General features: G+C 71.7%; 17 protein-coding genes. 1 reads left to right on the top strand and 16 read right to left on the bottom strand.

Annotation, left to right across the window (positions count from 1 at the left end; genetic code table 11):
- Positions 1 to 234 precede the first annotated feature (234 nt).
- Positions 235 to 1032 carry a tyrosine-protein phosphatase gene (locus tag AMK11_RS17510; RefSeq protein WP_073728159.1) on the top strand — a complete coding sequence of 266 codons (798 nt, stop codon included), beginning with the start codon at positions 235 to 237 and terminating at the stop codon, positions 1030 to 1032.
- Positions 1033 to 1041: 9 nt separating this feature from the next.
- Here the strand turns inward: AMK11_RS17510 and AMK11_RS17505 are convergent, their stop codons facing one another.
- The 16 genes from AMK11_RS17505 to AMK11_RS17435 all read right to left on the bottom strand — a co-directional run bounded on the left by AMK11_RS17505 (position 1042) and on the right by AMK11_RS17435 (position 17836).
- Positions 1042 to 1158, bottom strand: coding sequence for a DUF6126 family protein (locus AMK11_RS17505; protein WP_079187547.1), 117 nt, complete (start codon positions 1156 to 1158; stop codon positions 1042 to 1044).
- 2 nt (positions 1159 to 1160) lie between these two features.
- A complete protein-coding gene (locus tag AMK11_RS17500) occupies positions 1161 to 1796 on the bottom strand; it encodes a helix-turn-helix domain-containing protein (RefSeq protein ID WP_073728157.1) in 636 nt (211 codons plus the stop codon).
- 78 nt (positions 1797 to 1874) lie between these two features.
- The gene (locus AMK11_RS17495; RefSeq protein ID WP_073728156.1) at positions 1875 to 3260 is read right to left on the bottom strand and encodes an aspartate aminotransferase family protein; all 1386 of its coding nucleotides are present in this window, start codon (positions 3258 to 3260) and stop codon (positions 1875 to 1877) included.
- A complete protein-coding gene (gene dxs / locus AMK11_RS17490; protein ID WP_073728155.1) occupies positions 3261 to 5177 on the bottom strand; it encodes a 1-deoxy-D-xylulose-5-phosphate synthase in 1917 nt (638 codons plus the stop codon).
- Positions 5178 to 5204: 27 nt separating this feature from the next.
- Positions 5205 to 6359, bottom strand: coding sequence for a flavodoxin-dependent (E)-4-hydroxy-3-methylbut-2-enyl-diphosphate synthase (gene ispG, locus AMK11_RS17485; protein WP_073728154.1), 1155 nt, complete (start codon positions 6357 to 6359; stop codon positions 5205 to 5207).
- 4 nt (positions 6360 to 6363) lie between these two features.
- Complete coding sequence (gene hpnH / locus AMK11_RS17480) at positions 6364 to 7386, bottom strand: adenosyl-hopene transferase HpnH (protein ID WP_073728153.1); 1023 nt, start codon at positions 7384 to 7386, stop codon at positions 6364 to 6366.
- Between the two features lie 6 nt (positions 7387 to 7392).
- Positions 7393 to 8034 (bottom strand): phosphorylase family protein, encoded by a 642-nt coding sequence (locus AMK11_RS17475; protein WP_073728152.1) that lies wholly within the window; start codon positions 8032 to 8034, stop codon positions 7393 to 7395.
- Positions 8034 to 10076, bottom strand: coding sequence for a squalene--hopene cyclase (shc, locus tag AMK11_RS17470; RefSeq protein WP_073728151.1), 2043 nt, complete (start codon positions 10074 to 10076; stop codon positions 8034 to 8036). The genes AMK11_RS17475 and shc overlap by 1 nt, the downstream gene beginning before the upstream one ends.
- Positions 10077 to 10193: 117 nt before the next feature.
- Positions 10194 to 11258, bottom strand: coding sequence for a polyprenyl synthetase family protein (locus AMK11_RS17465; RefSeq protein WP_073728150.1), 1065 nt, complete (start codon positions 11256 to 11258; stop codon positions 10194 to 10196).
- Between the two features lie 68 nt (positions 11259 to 11326).
- On the bottom strand, positions 11327 to 12763 hold the full coding sequence (gene hpnE, locus AMK11_RS17460; protein WP_073728149.1) for a hydroxysqualene dehydroxylase HpnE: 1437 nt from the start codon (positions 12761 to 12763) through the stop codon (positions 11327 to 11329).
- The gene (locus AMK11_RS38575) at positions 12760 to 12918 is read right to left on the bottom strand and encodes a DUF6380 family protein (RefSeq protein WP_079187511.1); all 159 of its coding nucleotides are present in this window, start codon (positions 12916 to 12918) and stop codon (positions 12760 to 12762) included. Before AMK11_RS38575 ends, hpnE begins: the two co-directional genes overlap by 4 nt.
- A complete protein-coding gene (hpnD, locus tag AMK11_RS17455) occupies positions 12918 to 13868 on the bottom strand; it encodes a presqualene diphosphate synthase HpnD (protein WP_073728148.1) in 951 nt (316 codons plus the stop codon). The genes AMK11_RS38575 and hpnD overlap by 1 nt, the downstream gene beginning before the upstream one ends.
- Positions 13865 to 14785 (bottom strand): squalene synthase HpnC, encoded by a 921-nt coding sequence (gene hpnC, locus AMK11_RS17450; protein WP_073728147.1) that lies wholly within the window; start codon positions 14783 to 14785, stop codon positions 13865 to 13867. Before hpnC ends, hpnD begins: the two co-directional genes overlap by 4 nt.
- 358 nt (positions 14786 to 15143) lie before the next feature.
- Complete coding sequence (locus tag AMK11_RS17445) at positions 15144 to 15923, bottom strand: ABC transporter ATP-binding protein (RefSeq protein ID WP_073728146.1); 780 nt, start codon at positions 15921 to 15923, stop codon at positions 15144 to 15146.
- Positions 15916 to 16845, bottom strand: a complete 930-nt coding sequence (locus AMK11_RS17440; RefSeq protein WP_073728145.1) for an ABC transporter permease — start codon at positions 16843 to 16845, stop codon at positions 15916 to 15918. The genes AMK11_RS17445 and AMK11_RS17440 overlap by 8 nt, the downstream gene beginning before the upstream one ends.
- A gap of 118 nt (positions 16846 to 16963) precedes the next feature.
- Positions 16964 to 17836 carry a glycosyltransferase family 2 protein gene (locus AMK11_RS17435; protein WP_073728144.1) on the bottom strand — a complete coding sequence of 291 codons (873 nt, stop codon included), beginning with the start codon at positions 17834 to 17836 and terminating at the stop codon, positions 16964 to 16966.
- Between the last annotated feature and the right edge of the window lie 6 nt (positions 17837 to 17842).

The raw sequence follows: 17842 nt of genomic DNA, 5'->3' as shown, positions 1-17842 counted from the left end.
TGAATTACGTGAACATGACGGGCAACGCACCGTCACGGATATGACGCTGCTCACGCGCCTCCCCCTTAGCCCCTTTTATTCCAGAGCGAGTTGGGAGTAAGGCGCTATTTCGGACAGAAGGCCCAGAAGTGGTGCAGTCGGTTTACTTCGCCCCTGCGCCTTGGCACCGTGCCGTATCGTCGAGTGGCACCCGCCGGCGAGCGGCGCCGGCGGGGCGGAGTGGGAGGAGCCCCCGTGACGCAGCAGGTGCCGTCGACCGAACCCGAGCTGGCCGGGGTGCGCAACTTCCGCGACGTGGGCGGGCTGCCGACCGTGGACGGACGCAGGGTGCGGCAGGGGGTGCTGTTCCGCAGCGGCCACCTCGCGCACGCCACCGGGGAGGACGCCGCGTTCCTGTCCTCGCTCGGCCTCCACACGATCTTCGACTTCCGCAACGCCGCCGACCAGAAGCTCGACGGCCCGGACGTCGAGCTGCCGGGCGTGCGCAATGTGAACCTGCCGCTGAGCGACCCGGCCGACGGCGCCGAGTTCTGGAAGATGGTCCGCGACGGCGACCTCGACCAGCTGCGCGAGATCCTCGCGGACGACAAGGGCGCCCAGCGGATGATCGACTCTTACCGCATGATCATCAAGGAGCGCACGGCGGAGCACTCCCGGGTGCTGCACGCGCTCGCCGAGGAGAGCGTCCCCGCCCTGATGCACTGCGCGGCCGGCAAGGACCGCGCGGGCCTGTCGATCGCGATCACGCTGCTCGCCCTCGGCGTCGAGCGCGACGCCGTCGTCGAGGACTACCTGAAGTCGAACGCCACGCACCGCCGCTACAAGGTGCGCCGCAGCAGCACCGCCGCCTCCGCCTACTCCCCCGAGGTCATGGAGCTGCTCAGCCCCCTCTTCGACGCCCGCGCCGAGTACCTGTCGGCCGCCTTCGAGACCGTCGAGCAGACCTGGGGCGGCGTCGACGCCTACCTGGAGAAGGGCCTGCGGATCACTCCGCAGACCCGGGAGCGGCTGCGCGAGCGGATGCTGGACTGAGCCCGCCGCTCACCCGCTGTTGGCCCCCACCTCGAAGAGCAGGTAGATGAAGGCTGCCAGCACGTGCCCCACGACGAGGTAGATGAAGAGCCGCACCCAGACCGCGCGCGGCCACTTGTCCTGCATGTTCATGATGTCTCTCCGGGGAAGGGGTGGCCCGGCGTGGTGGCCGGTCCCAGGCACAGCGCCGCCGCCGGGCTCTGGAGCAGCGTGTGGACGAAGAGGAGCTCGACCCCGTCGGCGTCCCGGGCGGCGATGCGGTGCGGGGTCAGCGAGTCGAAGTGCGCGCTGTCGCCCGGACCGAGCCGGTGCACCGCGTCCCCGAGCCGGAGCCGCAGTCGGCCCCGCAGGACGTGGATCCACTCCTCACCGGGATGCACGCGCACGATGTCGCCCTGGGAACCGTGCGGCACGTGCACACGCAGGGCCTGCATGCCGCGGCCGGCCCCGCCGGCCTGCCAGTACGTCCAGCCGCCGGCGAAGGTCGGCTCCATGGCGTCGGCCCGCACGACCGCGTCCCGGTCCGCGGCCGTCTCGCCGAGCAGCTCCGAGACGGTCGTACCGTAGACACGGGCGAGGGACAGGAGCATCGGCAGCGAGGGCTGGCGCTGCCCGGTCTCCAGCCGGGAGAGGTGCGCGGGCGACAGCCCGGCGGCACGGGCCGCCGCCTCCAGGGTGAGGGCGGCCCGGCGCCGCAGGGCACGCAGCTGCGGCGCCACGACGGACACCGCGTCCGCCGGCGGACCGGTCTCGTGGGAGGTCATACCTCCCATTCAGCCTCACTTTTGTCCGGGAGGCAATTTTCTTGCCTGTGAGGCAAAGAACGCTCCCGCCGTTGCTCCCTAACGGTTGGCGACCGCCTGCTTGACCAGCGTCTTCCCGAAGTCCCACATCAGGCCGCCGCCGTTGTGCGCCTCCTCCATCACCTCGGTGAAGGCGTCCACGAACCGGTCCGCGTCCGCCGTGTCGATGATCAGGGGCGGGATCAGTTTGATCACCTCCAGGTGGTCGCCGGACACCTGGGTCAGGATGTGGTGACGCTGCAGCAACGGCACCACGACCATCTGCGCGAAGAGCCCCTTCCGGGCCGCCTGGAGCATCGTCCAGCGGCTGCGCAGCTTCAGGGACCGGGGCCGGCCGAACTCGATGCCGATCATGAGCCCCCGGCCCCGGACGTCGGCGAGCAGCTCGTAGCGGTCCACCAGCTCCGCGAGCCGGGACTTCAGCCGCTCACCGACCGCGGCGGCGTTCGCGACGATCTCCTCGTTCTCCATCACCGACAGGACCGCGAGTCCGGCGGCCATGGCCTGCGCGTTGGACCCGAAGCTCGCCGAGTGGACCTGGACCCGGTCCATGGAGGAGTACACCTTCTGGAAGATCCAGTCCTTGCCCAGGGTGGCCCCCACGGGCACGTATCCGCCGGACAGCGCCTTGGCCACGCACACCAGGTCCGGCTCGACGCCGTCCTCGTGCTGGAAGGCGTAGAACTTCCCGGTCCGGCCCAGCCCCGTCTGCACCTCGTCGGCGATCAGCAGGGCCTTGTGCCGGTGCAGCAGCTCCTGGGCGGCGCGCAGATAGCCGGGCGGTGCCTCGTGCACGCCCTTGCCCTGGACGGGCTCCACGATCAGCGCGGCCACGTCGCCCTTCTTCAGCTCCCGCGCCAGTGCGTCCACGTCGCCGAGCGGGACGGGGGTGTCGGGCAGCAGCGGTGCGAAGCCGTCGCGGAAGCTGTCCTCGCCGTTGACGGAGAGCGAGCCCGTGGTCAGTCCGTGGAAGGCGTGCGCGCAGTACAGGATCCTCGGTCTGCCGGTGGCGTACCGGGCGAACTTCAGCGCGGTCTCCACCGCCTCCGTGCCGCTGTTGCCGAAGAAGACCCGGTCCAGGTGGGGGCTGTACGACAGCAGCTTCTCGGCCAGCAGTCCGGGCAGCGGCGGGCAGTCGAAGCGGGTCAGGTCGGCGAGCGAGGCGTCGAGGACGTCGTGCAGCGCCTTGCGGACGACGGGGTGGTGGCGGCCCAGGCCCATCACCGCGAACCCGGCGAGCATGTCCAGGTAGTCGTTGCCGTCCGCGTCCCAGAAGTGCGCGCCCTCGGCCCGCTCGTAGACCTTGTCGAAGCCGATGGTGCGCAGCATGCGCGGCTGCTGGTGGTTGAGGTACCTGCCGTGCAGCTCGTAGCGTTCGGCTCCGCGCTCGGCCAGGAGCGCGGTGAGGTCGAACTCCTTGGTCATTCAGTTCTCTCCTTGCACTGGCATGGCGATCGGGTCGCCCCCTGTCTGTCCGGCGACGGCCAGGCTCGCGCTGATCCGGCCGGCGATCTCGACCGGGGTGAGACCGATGTCGGCGAGCACCTCGGCGCGCTTGGCGTGCGCGAGGAACTGCTCGGGGATGCCGAAGCGGCGCACGGGCACGTCGACCTCGCCGTCCCCGAGCGCCAGCGCCACCGCCGAACCGACCCCGGCGGCACGGCTGTTGTCCTCGACCACGGCCACCAGGCGGTGCCGGGCGGCCAGGGGCGGCAGCGCGGGGTCCACGGGTTTGACCCAGCGCGGGTCGACGACGGTGCAGCCGATGCCGCGGGCCTCGAGCAGCTCGGCGGCCCGGAGGCAGACGGGCGCCATCACTCCGACGGCCACGAGCAGCACCTCGGGGCGGTCGGCGGTGTGCAGGACGTCCAGGCCGCCGATCCGGTCCACGGCCGGTACTGCGGGACCGACGGACTCCTTCGGGAAGCGCACGAGGGTCGGCGCGTCGTCGACGGCGACCGCCTCGCGCAGTTGGGCACGCAGCTGGTCGGCGTCGCGCGGCGCGGCGATGCGCAGTCCCGGGACGACCTGGAGGACGGACATGTCCCACATGCCGTTGTGCGAAGGCCCGTCGGCGCCGGTGACGCCGGCCCGGTCCAGGACGAAGGTGACGCCGCAGCGGTGCAGGGCCACGTCCATCAGGAGCTGGTCGAAGGCGCGGTTGAGGAAGGTGGCGTAGACGGCGACGACCGGGTGGAGGCCGCCGGTGGCGAGCCCGGCGGCGGACACGGCGGCGTGCTGCTCGGCGATGCCGACGTCCCAGACCCGGTCGGGGAACCGCTCGGCGAAGCGGCCGAGGCCGACCGGGTGCAGCATCGCCGCGGTGATCGCCACGACGTCGTCGCGCTCCTCGCCGATCCGCACGATCTCGTCGCCGAACACCGAGGTCCAGGAGGGCGCGTCGGAGGGCGTCAGCGGCGCGCAGGTCAGCGGGTCCATGGCGCCGACGGTGTGGAAGTGGTCCGCTTCGTCGCGCAGGGCGGGCTCGTAGCCACGGCCCTTCTCCGTGAGGCAGTGGACCAGTACGGGCCCGTGGAAGCGTTTCGCGCGCCGCAACGCCGACTCGACCGCCCCGGTGTCGTGTCCGTCGATGGGCCCGACGTACTTCAGCCCCAGGTCCTCGAAGAGTCCCTGCGGGGCGAAGGCGTCCTTGAAGCCCTTCTTCGCACCGTGCAGGGCCTCGTAGAGGGTGTTGCCGATCACGGGTGTGCGCTGGAGCACGTCCTTGCCCCAGGCCAGCATCCGCTCGTAGCCGTCCGTCGTACGGAGCGTCGCCAGGTGGTTGGCCAGACCGCCGATGGTCGGCGCGTAGGAGCGTTCGTTGTCGTTGACGACGATGATCAGCGGCCGGTCCCGGGCCGCCGCGATGTTGTTCAGCGCCTCCCACGCCATGCCGCCGGTGAGCGCGCCGTCACCGATGACGGCGACGACGTGACCCCGCTCCCCGCGCACCTGGCGGGCCTTGGCGAGGCCGTCGGCCCAGCCGAGGACGGTGGAGGCGTGGCTGTTCTCGATGACGTCGTGCTCGGACTCCTCGCGCGAGGGGTAGCCGGACAGCCCGCCCTTGCCGCGCAGTTTGGAGAAGCCCTGACGTCCGGTCAGGAGCTTGTGCACATAGCTCTGGTGGCCGGTGTCCCACAGGATGCGGTCGGCCGGTGACTCGAAGACGCGGTGCAGGGCGAGGGTCAGTTCCACCACGCCCAGGTTCGGGCCGAGGTGTCCACCGGTGCGGGCGACCGCGTGCACCAGGAAGTTCCGTACTTCGTCGGACAGTTCGCCGAGTTCCGCCTCGGACAGCGCCTTCAGGTCGCGTGGTCCCCGGATGTTCTCCAGAATCGTCACGCTCGGGCCCCCTTCGGTCCGTGCTGTTCAGCTCACGGTGACGGCCGGCTCCCCCGACGCGCCGTCCTTCTCCATCTGCTCGGCGATCCGCGTCGCCTCGTCGATCAGCGTCTCGACGATCTTCGACTCGGGGACGGTCCTGACGACCTCGCCCTTGACGAAGATCTGGCCCTTGCCGTTGCCGGAGGCGACGCCGAGGTCGGCCTCCCGGGCCTCGCCGGGACCGTTGACGACACAGCCCATGACGGCGACGCGCAACGGCACCTCCATGCCCTCCAGGCCCGCCGTCACCTCGTCGGCGAGCTTGTACACGTCGACCTGGGCGCGACCGCAGGACGGGCACGAGACGATCTCCAGCCGCCGCTGCCTGAGCCCCAGCGACTGGAGGATCTGGAGCCCGACCTTGACCTCCTCGGCGGGCGGCGCGCTGAGCGACACCCGGATGGTGTCCCCGATGCCCTGCGAGAGCAGCGCGCCGAAGGCGACGGCCGACTTGATGGTGCCCTGGAAGGCGGGGCCGGCCTCGGTGACTCCGAGGTGGAGGGGGTAGTCGCACCGGGCGGCGAGCTGGCGGTAGGCCTCGACCATGACGACCGGGTCGTTGTGCTTGACGGAGATCTTGATGTCCCGGAAGTCGTGCTCCTCGAAGAGCGACGCCTCCCACAGCGCCGACTCGACCAGCGCCTGTGGGGTCGCCCTGCCGTACTTCTGGAGCAGGCGGCGGTCCAGGGAGCCCGCGTTCACACCGATGCGGATCGGCGTGCCGTGGTCCTTGGCCGCCTTCGCGATCTCGCGCACCTGGTCGTCGAACTGCTTGATGTTGCCCGGGTTCACCCGGACCGCCGCGCAGCCCGCCTCGATCGCGGCGAACACGTACTTCGGCTGGAAGTGGATGTCGGCGATCACCGGGATCTGCGACTTCCGCGCGATCACGGGGAGGGCGTCCGCGTCGTCCTGCGTGGGGCAGGCCACGCGCACGATCTCGCAGCCGGACGCCGTCAGCTCGGCGATCTGCTGGAGCGTCGCGCCGACGTCGGACGTACGGGTCGTGGTCATGGACTGCACCGACACCGGGGCCCCGCCCCCGACGGCCACCGGCCCGACCTGGATGCGCCGCGACACACGCCGCTCGGCGACCGGCCGGACCGGGACCTCGGGAACGCCCAGGGGGATGGCGGTCACGACGTCATTCCCGGTTCGAGGAGACGGTCTCGCGCATGGCCCGCAGGGACTCCTTGAGGGAGCCCATGGTGGCCAGGACGGCGGTGGGCTCGTAGCCGCAGTGCGCCATGCAGTTGGCGCAGCGCGGGTCCTTGCCCCGGCCGTACTTGTCCCAGTCGGTCTCCTCGATCAGCTCCCGGTACGTCGGGACGTAGCCGTCGCTCATCAGGTAGCAGGGGCGCTGCCAGCCGAAGAGGGAGTAGTTGGGGATGGCCCAGGCGGTGCAGGGGAAGTCGACCTTGCCCTCGAGGAAGTCGAGGAAGAGCGGGGAGTGGTTGAGCCGCCAGCGGGCCCGGTTGCCGCCCGAGAACGCCTTCTTGAACAGCTCGCGGGTCTGCTCCACGCCCAGGAAGTGCTCCTGGTCGGGCGCCTTCTCGTAGGCGTAGGCGGGCGAGATCATCATCTCGTCGACCTTGAGGTCGTCGTTGAGGAAGTTGAGGACCTCGACGATGGTCTGGGGGGTGTCGGTGTTGAAGAAGGTCGAGTTGGTGGTCACGCGGAAGCCGCGCCGCTTGGCCTCCTTGATGGCCTCCACCGCCTCGTCGAACACGCCCTCCTTGGCCACGGACTCGTCGTGCCGCTCGCGCAGCCCGTCGATGTGCACCGCGAAGGCGAAGTAGGGCGAGGGCTTGAACTTGTCCATCTTCTTGCGCATGAGCAGGGCGTTGGTGCAGAGGAAGACGTACTTCCTCTTCGCCACCAACTGGCGCACGATCTCGTCGATCTGAGGGTGCATCAGCGGCTCGCCGCCGGCGATGGAGACCATCGGCGCGCCCGATTCCAGCACCGCTCCGACGGCCTGGGCGACCGGCATGCGCTGCTTGAGCACTCCGGCCGGGTGCTGGATCTTGCCGCATCCCTCGCACTTCAGGTTGCAGGCGAAGAGCGGCTCCAGCTCCACGATGAGCGGAAACTTGTCCCGTCGGCGGATCTTCTGTTCGGCCAGGTATGTAGCGACCTTGACGGACTGACGCAGCGGCATGGCCATCTGGGCTCACCTCCGGGGGAGCAGCAAAGAACGGTGCCATTCGAAGAATGCGGGAAGAACTGATCGAAGAACACGGAAAGCCGATATTCCACCGCGCAAGGTGCCGATCCGGACGAGTTCGTGTTCCGGAGCGTCCACGACCACCCGTACGGCCGCAACGGGGCGCGCGCCCGTGCGGACGGCGCTCAGGAGCGTGGCCGCGGACTCCATGTCGACGGCGATCGCGCCGGTCGCGAGCAGGTCGGCGCGTTCGGGGCCGCGGACGACGTGGTCGGAGCCGGTCAGCGGGCCCCGGTGGACGGTGCGCCTGGGCAGGGCGCGTGCGAGTTCCTTCACCAGCCGGTCGGTGCCGGCGCAGGCGACCGTCCCGCGCGGGTCCCGGGCCTCCTCGGCGACGACCAGGTCGCCGGGGTGCATGCCGGGGGCGAGTCCCGCGCAGAAGCCGGTGGCCAGCACGGCGGCGCCGTCCAGCGCCGGGTCGGCCAGGACCCGGGTGACCGAGCGCTCGGCCGCCTTCGGGCCCATGCCCGTCCGCAGGACGGTGACCGGCCCGCCGGCGCCGGCGCGGTCGCCGGTGCGCAGGGCGAGGTGCTCGATGCCGAGCGCGCAGGCGATCAGCAGCGGGGACGGGCCGGTCTGCGGGGTCATCAGCTGCCCTTCACCTCGGCGGCGGACGTGTCGGCGGAGGGCTGCCCGGCACCGGACTTCTGGGCGAAGGGTTCCCCGTGCACGTACCGGCCGAGTGCGGTGAGCGGGAAGACCTGCCGGTACAGGTGGTAGTTGATGGAGAAGTCCCAGGGGAAGCCGGTGCCGGTGAAGTAGGGCTCGTCCCAGGAGCCGTCCTCCCGTTGGGTGTCGGCGAGCCAGGCGATGCCCCGTTCGACGGTCCTGGACTCCCGCTCCCCCGCCGCCAGCAGCGCCATCAGCGCCCAGGCGGTCTGCGAGGCGGTGGAGGCGCCCCGGCCGCTCCACTCCCTCACGTACCGGTAGGAGCGCAGGTCCTCGCCCCAGCCGCCGTCGTCGTTCTGGACGGACTGGAGCCACGAGACCGCGCGGCGGATCGCCGGGTGCGAGGCGGGGAGTCCGGCGGCGGTCAGGGCGGGCACGACGGAGCCGGTGCCGTAGACGTAGTTGACGCCCCAGCGGCCGAACCACGAGCCGTCCGCCTCCTGCTCGGCCAGCAGCCACTGGATGCCGCGCCGGGTGCGCGGGTCGTGGGTCAGGCCCTCGACGGCGAGCATCTCGACGACGTGCGCGGTGACGTCCGCGGAGGGCGGGTCGATGACCTCGCCGAAGTCGCAGAAGGGCAGCCGGTTGGGGAAGGCGCTGGTGTTGTCGACGTCGAACGCGCCCCAGGCGCCGTTCTTCGACTGCATGCCGAGGTTCCAGCGCACCCCGCGGCCGATGGCCTGCTCCACCCGCTCCGGGTCGTGGTGCCTGACGCGGCGCAGGGCGAGGACGACCTCGGCGGTGTCGTCGATGTCGGGGTAGTTGTCGTTGTGGAACTCGAACGCCCAGCCGCCGGGCGGGAGTCCGGGCCGCTTCACCGACCAGTCGCCGGGGCGGACGATCTGCTCGCCGAGCATCCAGTCGGCGGCCTTCACCAGCTGCGGGTGGTCGGCGGGCACGCCCGCGTCGGCCAGCGCGATGGTCGCCAGGCAGGTGTCCCACACCGGGGACTGGCAGGCCTCGATCATCCGGGCACCGTCCTCGCGCCACACGGCGAAGCGGTCCAGCGACTCCAGGCCGGCGCGCATCACGGGGTGTTCGAGGTCGTAGCCGAGCAGGTAGAGCGCGATGACGGAGTACACGGCCGGGGGCTGGATGCCGCCCCAGCAGCCGTCGTTCTCCTGGCGCTCGATGATCCAGCGGGCGGCGGTGTTCATGGCGGCCCGGCGCAGTCGGCGCGGGGCGATTCTGCGGTAGGCGTGCAGGGCCTTGTCGATGCGCTGGAAGGCGCCGTCCCAGCTCCTTGCCGGGGCCAGGGGCCGCGGCGGGTTGGGCCGGTGCGGGTCGGTGTGCAGTTCGTCCAGCGGGAAGGGCGCGGGACGCACCGGGCGCTTCGCCGAGACGACGGTCAGCGGCACGATCGTCTGCCGGGCCCAGCAGCCGAAGTCGTAGATGTTGAGCGGTACCCAGGTGGGGAAGTAGATCAGCTCGGGCGGGAGTTCGGGCAGGTCGTCCCACTTCCACCAGCCGAAGAGGGCGAGCCAGATCCGGGTGAAGACGCGGGCGGCGGCGATGCCGCCCCGGGAGCGGATCCACTCGGCGGCCCTCGCCATGTGCGGGGCGTCGGGCGCGTCGCCGGCCAGGCGGAGGGCGACGTAGGCCTCGATGGTGGCGGACAGGTCGCCGGGGCCGTCGTAGAAGGTGGCCCAGGTGCCGTCCTCGCGCTGCTCGCCGCGGATGAAGAGGGCGGCGGCCCGGGTGGTGTCCTCCTCCAGGATGCCCAGGAACTGGCGCAGCAGCAGGTCCTCGGCGTCCATGGTGACGTTCGTCTCGAGGTCGCCCTTCCACCAGCCCTGGGCGTCCTGCCGGGAGAGCAGGAAGTCCGTGGCGCGCCGGGTGGCGCGGGCGGCGGCTTCAGGTACCCCGGCCGCCGGGTCGGGGATCGTGATGTCGGTTTCGCTGGCCGCGGCTGCCAGGGGCTTGAGGGTCGCCCCGGTGCTTCCGTCGGTCGTCGCTGTCATGGCTTCCCCTTCGTGCAGTAACAAGTGGTGCTTCTGCTGTGGGTCCGCCGTCGGCCGGTGCTCGTGTACCTGCGGCACCGGCCGGCGACTACGCGAGGGCTATTCGACCGATAGTGATCATCTCTTTCGTACGACGACGAAGTCCGCGAGCGCGGTGAACATGTCCCGCACCCGGTCGGGCATGTCGACGGCGTCGAGGGCTTCGATGGCGATGGTGTGCTGGCGACGCGCCTCGTCGGCGGTCCACTCCCGCCCGCCCGCTTCCTCGATGAGGGCGGCGCGGGCCGCGAACTCCTCCTCGGAGAAGTTCGCGAAGTCACTGGTCTTGGCGTCGGCGGCGAGGATCTCGCCGAGCCGTTCGGAGGCGGGGCCGCCCGCGGCGAGGGCGGCGACGACCGGCAGGGACTTCTTGCGCTGGCGCAGGTCGCTCCACGTCTGCTTGCCGGTGGCGTCCGGGTCGCCCCAGATGCCGAGGAGGTCGTCGACGGCCTGGAAGGCGAGGCCCAGGTGGTAGCCGTACTTCTCCAGCGTGTCGGCGGTGTGCTCGTCGGCGCCGCCGAGGACCGCGCCGATGGAGCTGGCGGAGGCCAGCAGGGCGCCGGTCTTGTTGCCCTCCATCTCCAGGCACTCCTCGACGCTGACGCGGTCGCGGTGCTCGTAGGAGATGTCCTGGGCCTGGCCGTCGATCAGGGCGCGGGAGGCCTTGGTCAGGCGGCGGGTGGCGCGGCCGGCCTCGACGGTGCCGAGTTCCAGCAGCACCTCGTTGGCAAGGGCGAACAGGGCGTCGCCGACCAGGATGGCCTGGGCGGGGCCGTGCACCTTCCAGACGGTGTCGCGGTGGCGGCGCTGCTCGTCGCCGTCCATCAGGTCGTCGTGCAGGAGGGAGAAGTTGTGCACCAGTTCCACGGCCACCGCGCCGGGGACGCCGACCTCGGGCGCGGCCCCGGTGACCTCGGCGGAGAGCACCGCGAGGGCGGGACGCACGGCCTTGCCGCCGTCGCCGTCGGCGGGCCTGCCGTGGGCGTCGATCCAGCCGAAGTGGTAGGCGGCGACGGTGTCCATGGGAGGCGCCAGGCGGTCGACTGCCGCCCGCAGGACCGGCGTGGACAGGGTCCGGCCGCGCTCCAGGAGCGCGGTCACGTCCACCGTGGTCCGTGGGTCGGCCTTCGTGGCCGGGGGCACAGTGGGCACAGTCTTTCCTCCAGTTGCGGTGCCGGGAGCGCCGGCGTCGGTGCCACGCGGATCGGTTTTCACGCCGCCTCCTCGAAGAAGTCGGGGAGGAGGCCGCGGGACCGGCCGAGGGCGCCGAGGGCGGCGCCCGCCGCCCCGACACCGCTGCGAACCGCGCTCTCCATGGTCGCGGGCCACCCGGTGGCGGTCCACGCTCCGGCCAGGTAGAGGCCGGGTGCCTTGGTGCGGGCGCCGGGCCTGAGGCGGCCGACGCCGGGGGCGGGAGCGAAGGTCGCGGTGCGCTCCCTGGTCACGAAGAAGTCCTTCACCTCGGCACCCCGGGCCAGGGGCAGCAGTCGCTCCAGCTCGGGCAGGTACCGCTCGCGCAGCGCGGCCACGGGCTCGTCGATCTCGCTCTGCGCCGTCGACTGGGACAGCGCCAGGTACTGGCCCTCCCTCAGCCCGGAGGCCTCGGTACGGTCGAACACCCATTGCACCGGGGTGCCGAGCGCCGTGAGGAACGGCGCGGCGAGCACCTTCCGGTCGTAGATCACATGCACGTTGAGGATCGGCGCGGTGCCGATCTCCAGGAGGTTCTCCGGGGCGTCGAGCGCGCCCGCGGGCAGCAGGCCGTGCGCCTCGCGCTGGGGTACGGCGAGGACGACCGCGTCGGCCTGGAGCGTCTCGCCGGGGACCTGAACGCTCCAGCCGCCGTTGTCGTTCTCACGGACGGAGGTGACTCGTGTACGGACCTCGGTGCGCACGCCCGCGGAGTCGAGCTCCTTGCGGGCCAGCCGGTCGTGCAGTTCGCCCAGCGGGACGCGGGCCCAGCCGATGTCGGCCGCGCCCGGGTCGGACAGCAGACCGGTCTTGAACACCATCGCGGCGAGTCCGAGCGAGGCGTCGCCCGCGACCGCGTTGAGGGTGGCGACGCCGACCAGGTCCCACAGGGCCTCGACGGCGCGCGCCGACTGGCCGTGTGCGGCCAGCCAGCTGCCGAAGTCCTGGGTGTCCAGGGCCGGGTCGGCGGGGTCGAGCCCCTTGAGCGCGAGCGCGGCCCGCCCGACGCTCGCGCGTTCGGCGAGCGAGAGGTGCGGGTACGCGGCGAGGCTGCGCCCCAGGTGGAGGGGGACGGGCAGCGCGTCGCGGCGCAGCCTGCCGAGCCGCCGCCCCTCGGGCCGGTCGAGGTCGACGACGGGCACGTCGAGACGTTCCTGCACGGGAGCGAGCGCCGTCCCGCCGATGCGGTCGAGGAACCAGCGGTAGGCGGTGCAGCAGCGCAGGTAGACGTGCTGGCCGTTGTCGACGGTGAGGCCGCCGCGCCGGAAGGAGAAGGCGAGCCCGCCCAGGCGCGGCCGGCCTTCGAGCAGGGTGACGCGCACACCGGCGTCGGCGAGCGCGAGCGCGGCGGTGACGCCGGCGAGTCCACCGCCGACCACGACGGCGTGTCCGCCGGGGCGGACGGCGGAGACGTCCGCGAGCCGCCCGCCCTCGCGCGTGCCGTTGCCGTGCGTCATGGTGCGCCCTTCCCTGTCCGGTCGCCGTGGTGCTTGAACGGCGTACGGCAGACCGTCTCAGTCTGGGACGCCGCCCGCCACCGGAGGGTTGCCCGCCGTTCTTCGCCGGCCGCCTCGTGCCGGTCCGGAGTGTCGAGTGTGCCGGGTGTGCCCATCAGGCGCGCCTCCTGACGGCCCGCCGGGTGACGTGCCGGGTGTCGAGACCCGACAGGCCGCGCACCGCAACGTACGCCTTCTCGCGTCCGGGGAGCGAGACCCGGCCGCGCAGCACCGCCTCGGGGTCGCGCTCGATGCGGTCCAGGAGGCGGCGGTAGATGCCGGCCATGGCGGCCACGCAGGCGCCGCTGCGCCGGTCGAGCATGGGCAGCAGCCGGTAGCCCTCGGCGAACAGGGCGCGGGCCCGACGCACTTCGAAGTGCACGAGACCCGCGAAGTCGGAGCCCTCGGGCGGTTTCGGCCCGTCGAACCCGGCCGAGCAGCCGAACTTGGCGAGGTCGTCGGCGGGCAGGTAGGTCCGCCCGCCCTCGGCGTCCTCCCGGACGTCCCGCAGGATGTTGGTGAGCTGGAGCGCGAGGCCGAGCGTGTCGGCGTACTCGGGCGCGCGCTCGGCTCCGCGCGCCCCCGGTTCGGTGCCGAAGACGCCGAGCGAGAGGCGGCCGATGGCGCCGGCCACGCAGCGGCAGTAGACCTTCAGGTCGTCCCAGGTCTCGTAGGTCTCGCCGCGCAGGTCCATCTGGACGCCGTCGATGAGTTCGTCGAGCCCGCCGAGCGGGATCGGGAACTGCCGGGCGGCGTGCGCGAGGGCGACGGCGACCGGGTCGGTGTCGTCCTCGTCGACCTCGCCCGCGTGGATCCGGGCGAGGGTCGCCCGGGTCTCCTCCAGCCGGGCGACCTTGACGTCCCCGGCCAGCTCGCCGTCGCCGATGTCGTCGACGCGGCGCGAGAACGCGTACAGCGCCGACATCGCCCGGCGCTTGGGCGCCGGCAGCAGCCTGATGCCGTAGGCGAAGTTGCGGGCCTGCTGTCCGGTGACGGTCTCGCAGTAGCTGTAGGCGGCGAGTACCGGTGCCGACGCGTTCGCTGACGACTCCACGGTCCCGATCACCCCTCTCCTCGCAGGGTCGGGCCCACCTCGCGCAGCAAGCGGGCCTTGCCGGGCTTGGGCGGGCCGGGAAGTACGTCGTACTCGGCGGCGGCGATCGCCCCGAGGGCCGCCCGGCCGCCCGCCACGAACCCCGCGAGCAGCAGACGCAGCCGGCCGCGGACGCTGCCCACCAGCGGCGCGCCCTCGCTCAGCAGGTCGCGGGCGCGCTGGGCCTCGAAGGCGACCAGGGCGCGCACCGACGCGCTCGCGGTGGGCGCGGCGAGGTCCGCCTCCTGGACGTGGAAGCGCTTCATGTCCTCGGCGGGCAGGTAGATCCGGTCCCGGGCCAGGTCCTCGGCGACGTCCTGGAGGTGCTCGACGATCTGCAGGGCGGTGCAGACCGCGTCGGAGCGGCGGACCCGTTCGGGTGTCGAGGTGCCGGTGACGGCGAGGACGAGCCGGCCCACCGGGTTGGCGGACAGTTCGCAGTAGGCGAGGAGGTCGTCGTAGGTCTCGTACCGGCCGACCAGCTGGTCCTGGCGGTTGGCGGCGATCAGGCCGAGGAAGGGCTCGGGGGTGAGCGAGCGGCGGCGCACGGTCGGCAGCAGGCGGAGCAGCAGCGGGTGGCGGGGGGTGCCGTCGAAGACCCGGCGCAGGTCCTCCTCGAAGGCGTCCAGCATCAGCAGCCGGTCGCCGGCCCGGTCCTCGGGGACGCCGAGGAGGCGGGCGTCGGCGCCGCCGGGGGCCAGGTCGCCGTCGCCGATGTCGTCGACGAGGCGGGCGAAGCCGTACACGGCCATGAGGTCGGTGCGCCAGTCGCGGGGCAGGAAGAAGGGGGCGACGGGGAAGTTCTCGTCCGCGGCCTTGGCGAGGGTGCCGCGTGCCGCGTCGGTGGCCTGTGCCGGGTCGGTGACCTGTGCCGGGTCGGTGGCCGTCATCGCGGGCTGCCTTGTGCGGAGACGGCGCACGCTTCGCGGAGGTGGGGAGTTTCCGTCGCCATTGCCGTCACATCTCCCGTTCTACACTGCCGACCCAATTCACACTATTTCGGACACGCCGCCCGGCCGCCCGTGCGGCGGGCCCGCTCAAGGGTGTCGGGCATTATCGCCCCATGTGCCGCGTTTCGGGACCGGTCCAGCTTACGTTGTACAACGCACGGAGGGCCGCCGGGGTCCTCCGCGCATCACGACAACACACCGATTCACATCAAGATTCCTGAAAACACCAGGAGTTGACGTTTCCTTTGCGGACGCGGGCCCCGCCGGAGCGGTTCCGGCGGGGCTCCGGCGTGTCGGACTACTTGCCCGTGAACTTCTCGTACTCCTTGAGCACCTCGTCGGTCGGGCCGTCCATGCGCAGCTCGCCGCGCTCCAGCCACAGCACGCGGTTGCAGGTGTCCCGGATCGACTTGTTGTTGTGGCTGACCAGGAAGACGGTGCCGGCCTCCTTGCGCAGCTCCCGGATGCGCTCCTCGGAGCGCGTCTGGAACTTGCGGTCACCGGTGGCCAGCGCCTCGTCGATCATCAGGACGTCGTGGTCCTTCGCGGCGGCGATGGAGAACCGCAGGCGGGCGGCCATGCCGGAGGAGTAGGTGCGCATCGGGAGGGTGATGAAGTCGCCCTTCTCGTTGATCCCGGAGAAGTCGACGATGTCCTGGTAGCGCTCCTTGATCTGCTCGCGGGACATGCCCATGGCGAGGCCGCCGAGGATGACGTTCCGCTCACCGGTCAGGTCGTTCATCAGCGCCGCGTTCACACCGAGCAGGGAGGGCTGGCCGTCGGTGTAGACCTTGCCGCGCTCGGCGGGCAGCAGGCCGGCGATGGCCCGCAGCAGGGTCGACTTGCCGGACCCGTTGGAGCCGATGAGGCCGATGGCCTCGCCCCGGTAGGCGGTGAAGGAGACGCCGCGCACGGCGTGCACCTTGCGCACGCCCCGCTCCTCGCCGCGCTTGATCATCCGGCTGAGCGCGGCGGTCGCGCTGCCCTTGCCGGTCTTGGCGCCGTTGACGCGGTAGACGATGTGCAGGTCGTCCGCGATGACCGTCGGGACCCGCGCACCCTGCTGCTGCTCAGCCACGGCCGTACCTCTCCTCAGCCTTCCAGAAGTACACGAAGCCGCCTACGGCGAGGGCCACGGCCCAGCCCAGCGCCACCGCCCACACGTGCGGCGGCAGGTTCTCGGAGCCGTAACCGTCGATCAGCGCGAAGCGGATCAGGTCCATGTAGACGGCGGCCGGGTTCCACTGGAGCACGTCGGCCAGCCAGGCCGGCTTGTCCTCCAGCATGATCGGAATGGAGAACATCACGCCGGACCCGTACATCCAGGTGCGCATGATGAACGGCATCAGCTGGGCCAGGTCCGGCGTCTTGGCGCCCATCCGGGCCACGATCAGCGCCAGCCCCATGTTGAAGAGGAACTGCAGGACCAGTGCCGGAAGAATCAGCAGCCAGGACAACGAGGGGTAGCTGCCGAAGCCGATGACCACCGCGAACATCACGATCATCGACGCCAGCAGCTGCTGGAGCTGCTGGAACGCGAACGAGATCGGCAGCGAGGCGCGGGGGAAGTGCAGCGCCCGCACCAGGCCGAGGTTGCCGGAGATGGCGCGCACGCCCGCCATCGCGGAGGACTGGGTGAAGGTGAAGACGAACACACCCGTCACCAGGAACGGGATGTACACGTCCTTCTCCATGCCCCGGCCCGCGTTCAGGATGAGGCCGAAGATCAGGAAGTAGACGAGGGCGTTCAGCAGCGGTGTGGCCACCTGCCACAACTGGCCGAGCTTGGCCTGGCTGTACTGGGCGGTCAGCTTCGCCTGGGAGAAGGCGAGGATGAAGTGGCGCCGCCCCCAGAGCTGACGGACGTACTCCGCGAGGGACGGCCGGGCACCGCTCACGGACAGCCCGTGCCTGGCGGCGAGCTGGGCCGCCGTGAGTCCCTCGTCGGGCGACACGGGCTTGGTCATGGCGACCGTGCCGTCGTGCGTTGTCTCACTCACTAGTGGATAACTTTCGTCTTCGTCCGTGCGCGGCCGGTACGGGTCCGGCACGGTCCTGTCGGCCTCGGAGGGTCCGGTCGGACCCGGGTGGGGCCACAAGCCCTCGGGTACGAGCTTGTCAGATCACCGGGGGCCGGCCCAGCCGGGTCAGGCGCCACACCGTACGCCACCGCATGGGCCGGCGGGGACCACAGGGGGTGGCCCAGCCCTCGCGGAAGCCGCCGAACCAGGCCTTCAGGGCCGGGCGCGAGGGGCGGCGGAGCAGGGTGAGCAGCATCCACACCCCGAGGTAGACCGGGACGAGGAGCGCGGGGAGGTTGCGGCGGGCCAGCCAGACGCGGTTGCGGGCGACCATGCGGTGGTAGACGGCGTGCCGGGAGGGCGCGGTCGTCGGGTGGTTCAGCACCATGTCGGAGCGGTAGTCGATCATCCAGCCGGCGTCGAGGGCCCGCCAGGCGAGGTCGGTCTCCTCGTGGGCGTAGAAGAACGCGTCGGGCAGGCCGCCGACCTGCGCGAGGACGCGGGTGCGCACGGCGTTGGCGCCGCCGAGGAAGGTGGTGACCCGGGAGGAGCGCATCGGGTCGGAGGCGCGCAGCCTCGGCACGTGCCGGCGCTGGGTCTCGCCGGTGTCCGGGTCGGCGATGCGGAAGCTGATGATGCCCAGGTCGTCGTCGGCCGCGAAGGCCTGCCGGCACAGCTCGGCGGTGTCGGTGCGGGCGAGCAGGCCGTCGTCGTCAAGGAAGAGCAGGATGTCGACGTCCTGGCCGCCCGGTCCGAAGGCCTCGATGCCGACGTTGCGGCCACCGGGGATGCCCAGGTTCTCGGGCAGCTCGACGGTGCGGACACCGGCCGGCACCTCCGGAACGGGTGAGCCGTTGCCGACCACGACCACCTCGACGGGGTCGCCGTCCTGCTTGGCCACCGAGTCGAGGAGGGCCCGCAGCTCGTCGGGGCGGTTGCCCATCGTGATGACGACCGCCCCGACCTTCATGGCCGC

Origin of the sequence: Streptomyces sp. CB02414 (genome assembly GCF_001905385.1) — a bacterium.
Taxonomy (GTDB): Bacteria; Actinomycetota; Actinomycetes; order Streptomycetales; family Streptomycetaceae; genus Streptomyces.
This window is presented reverse-complemented; position numbering and strand designations above follow the sequence as displayed.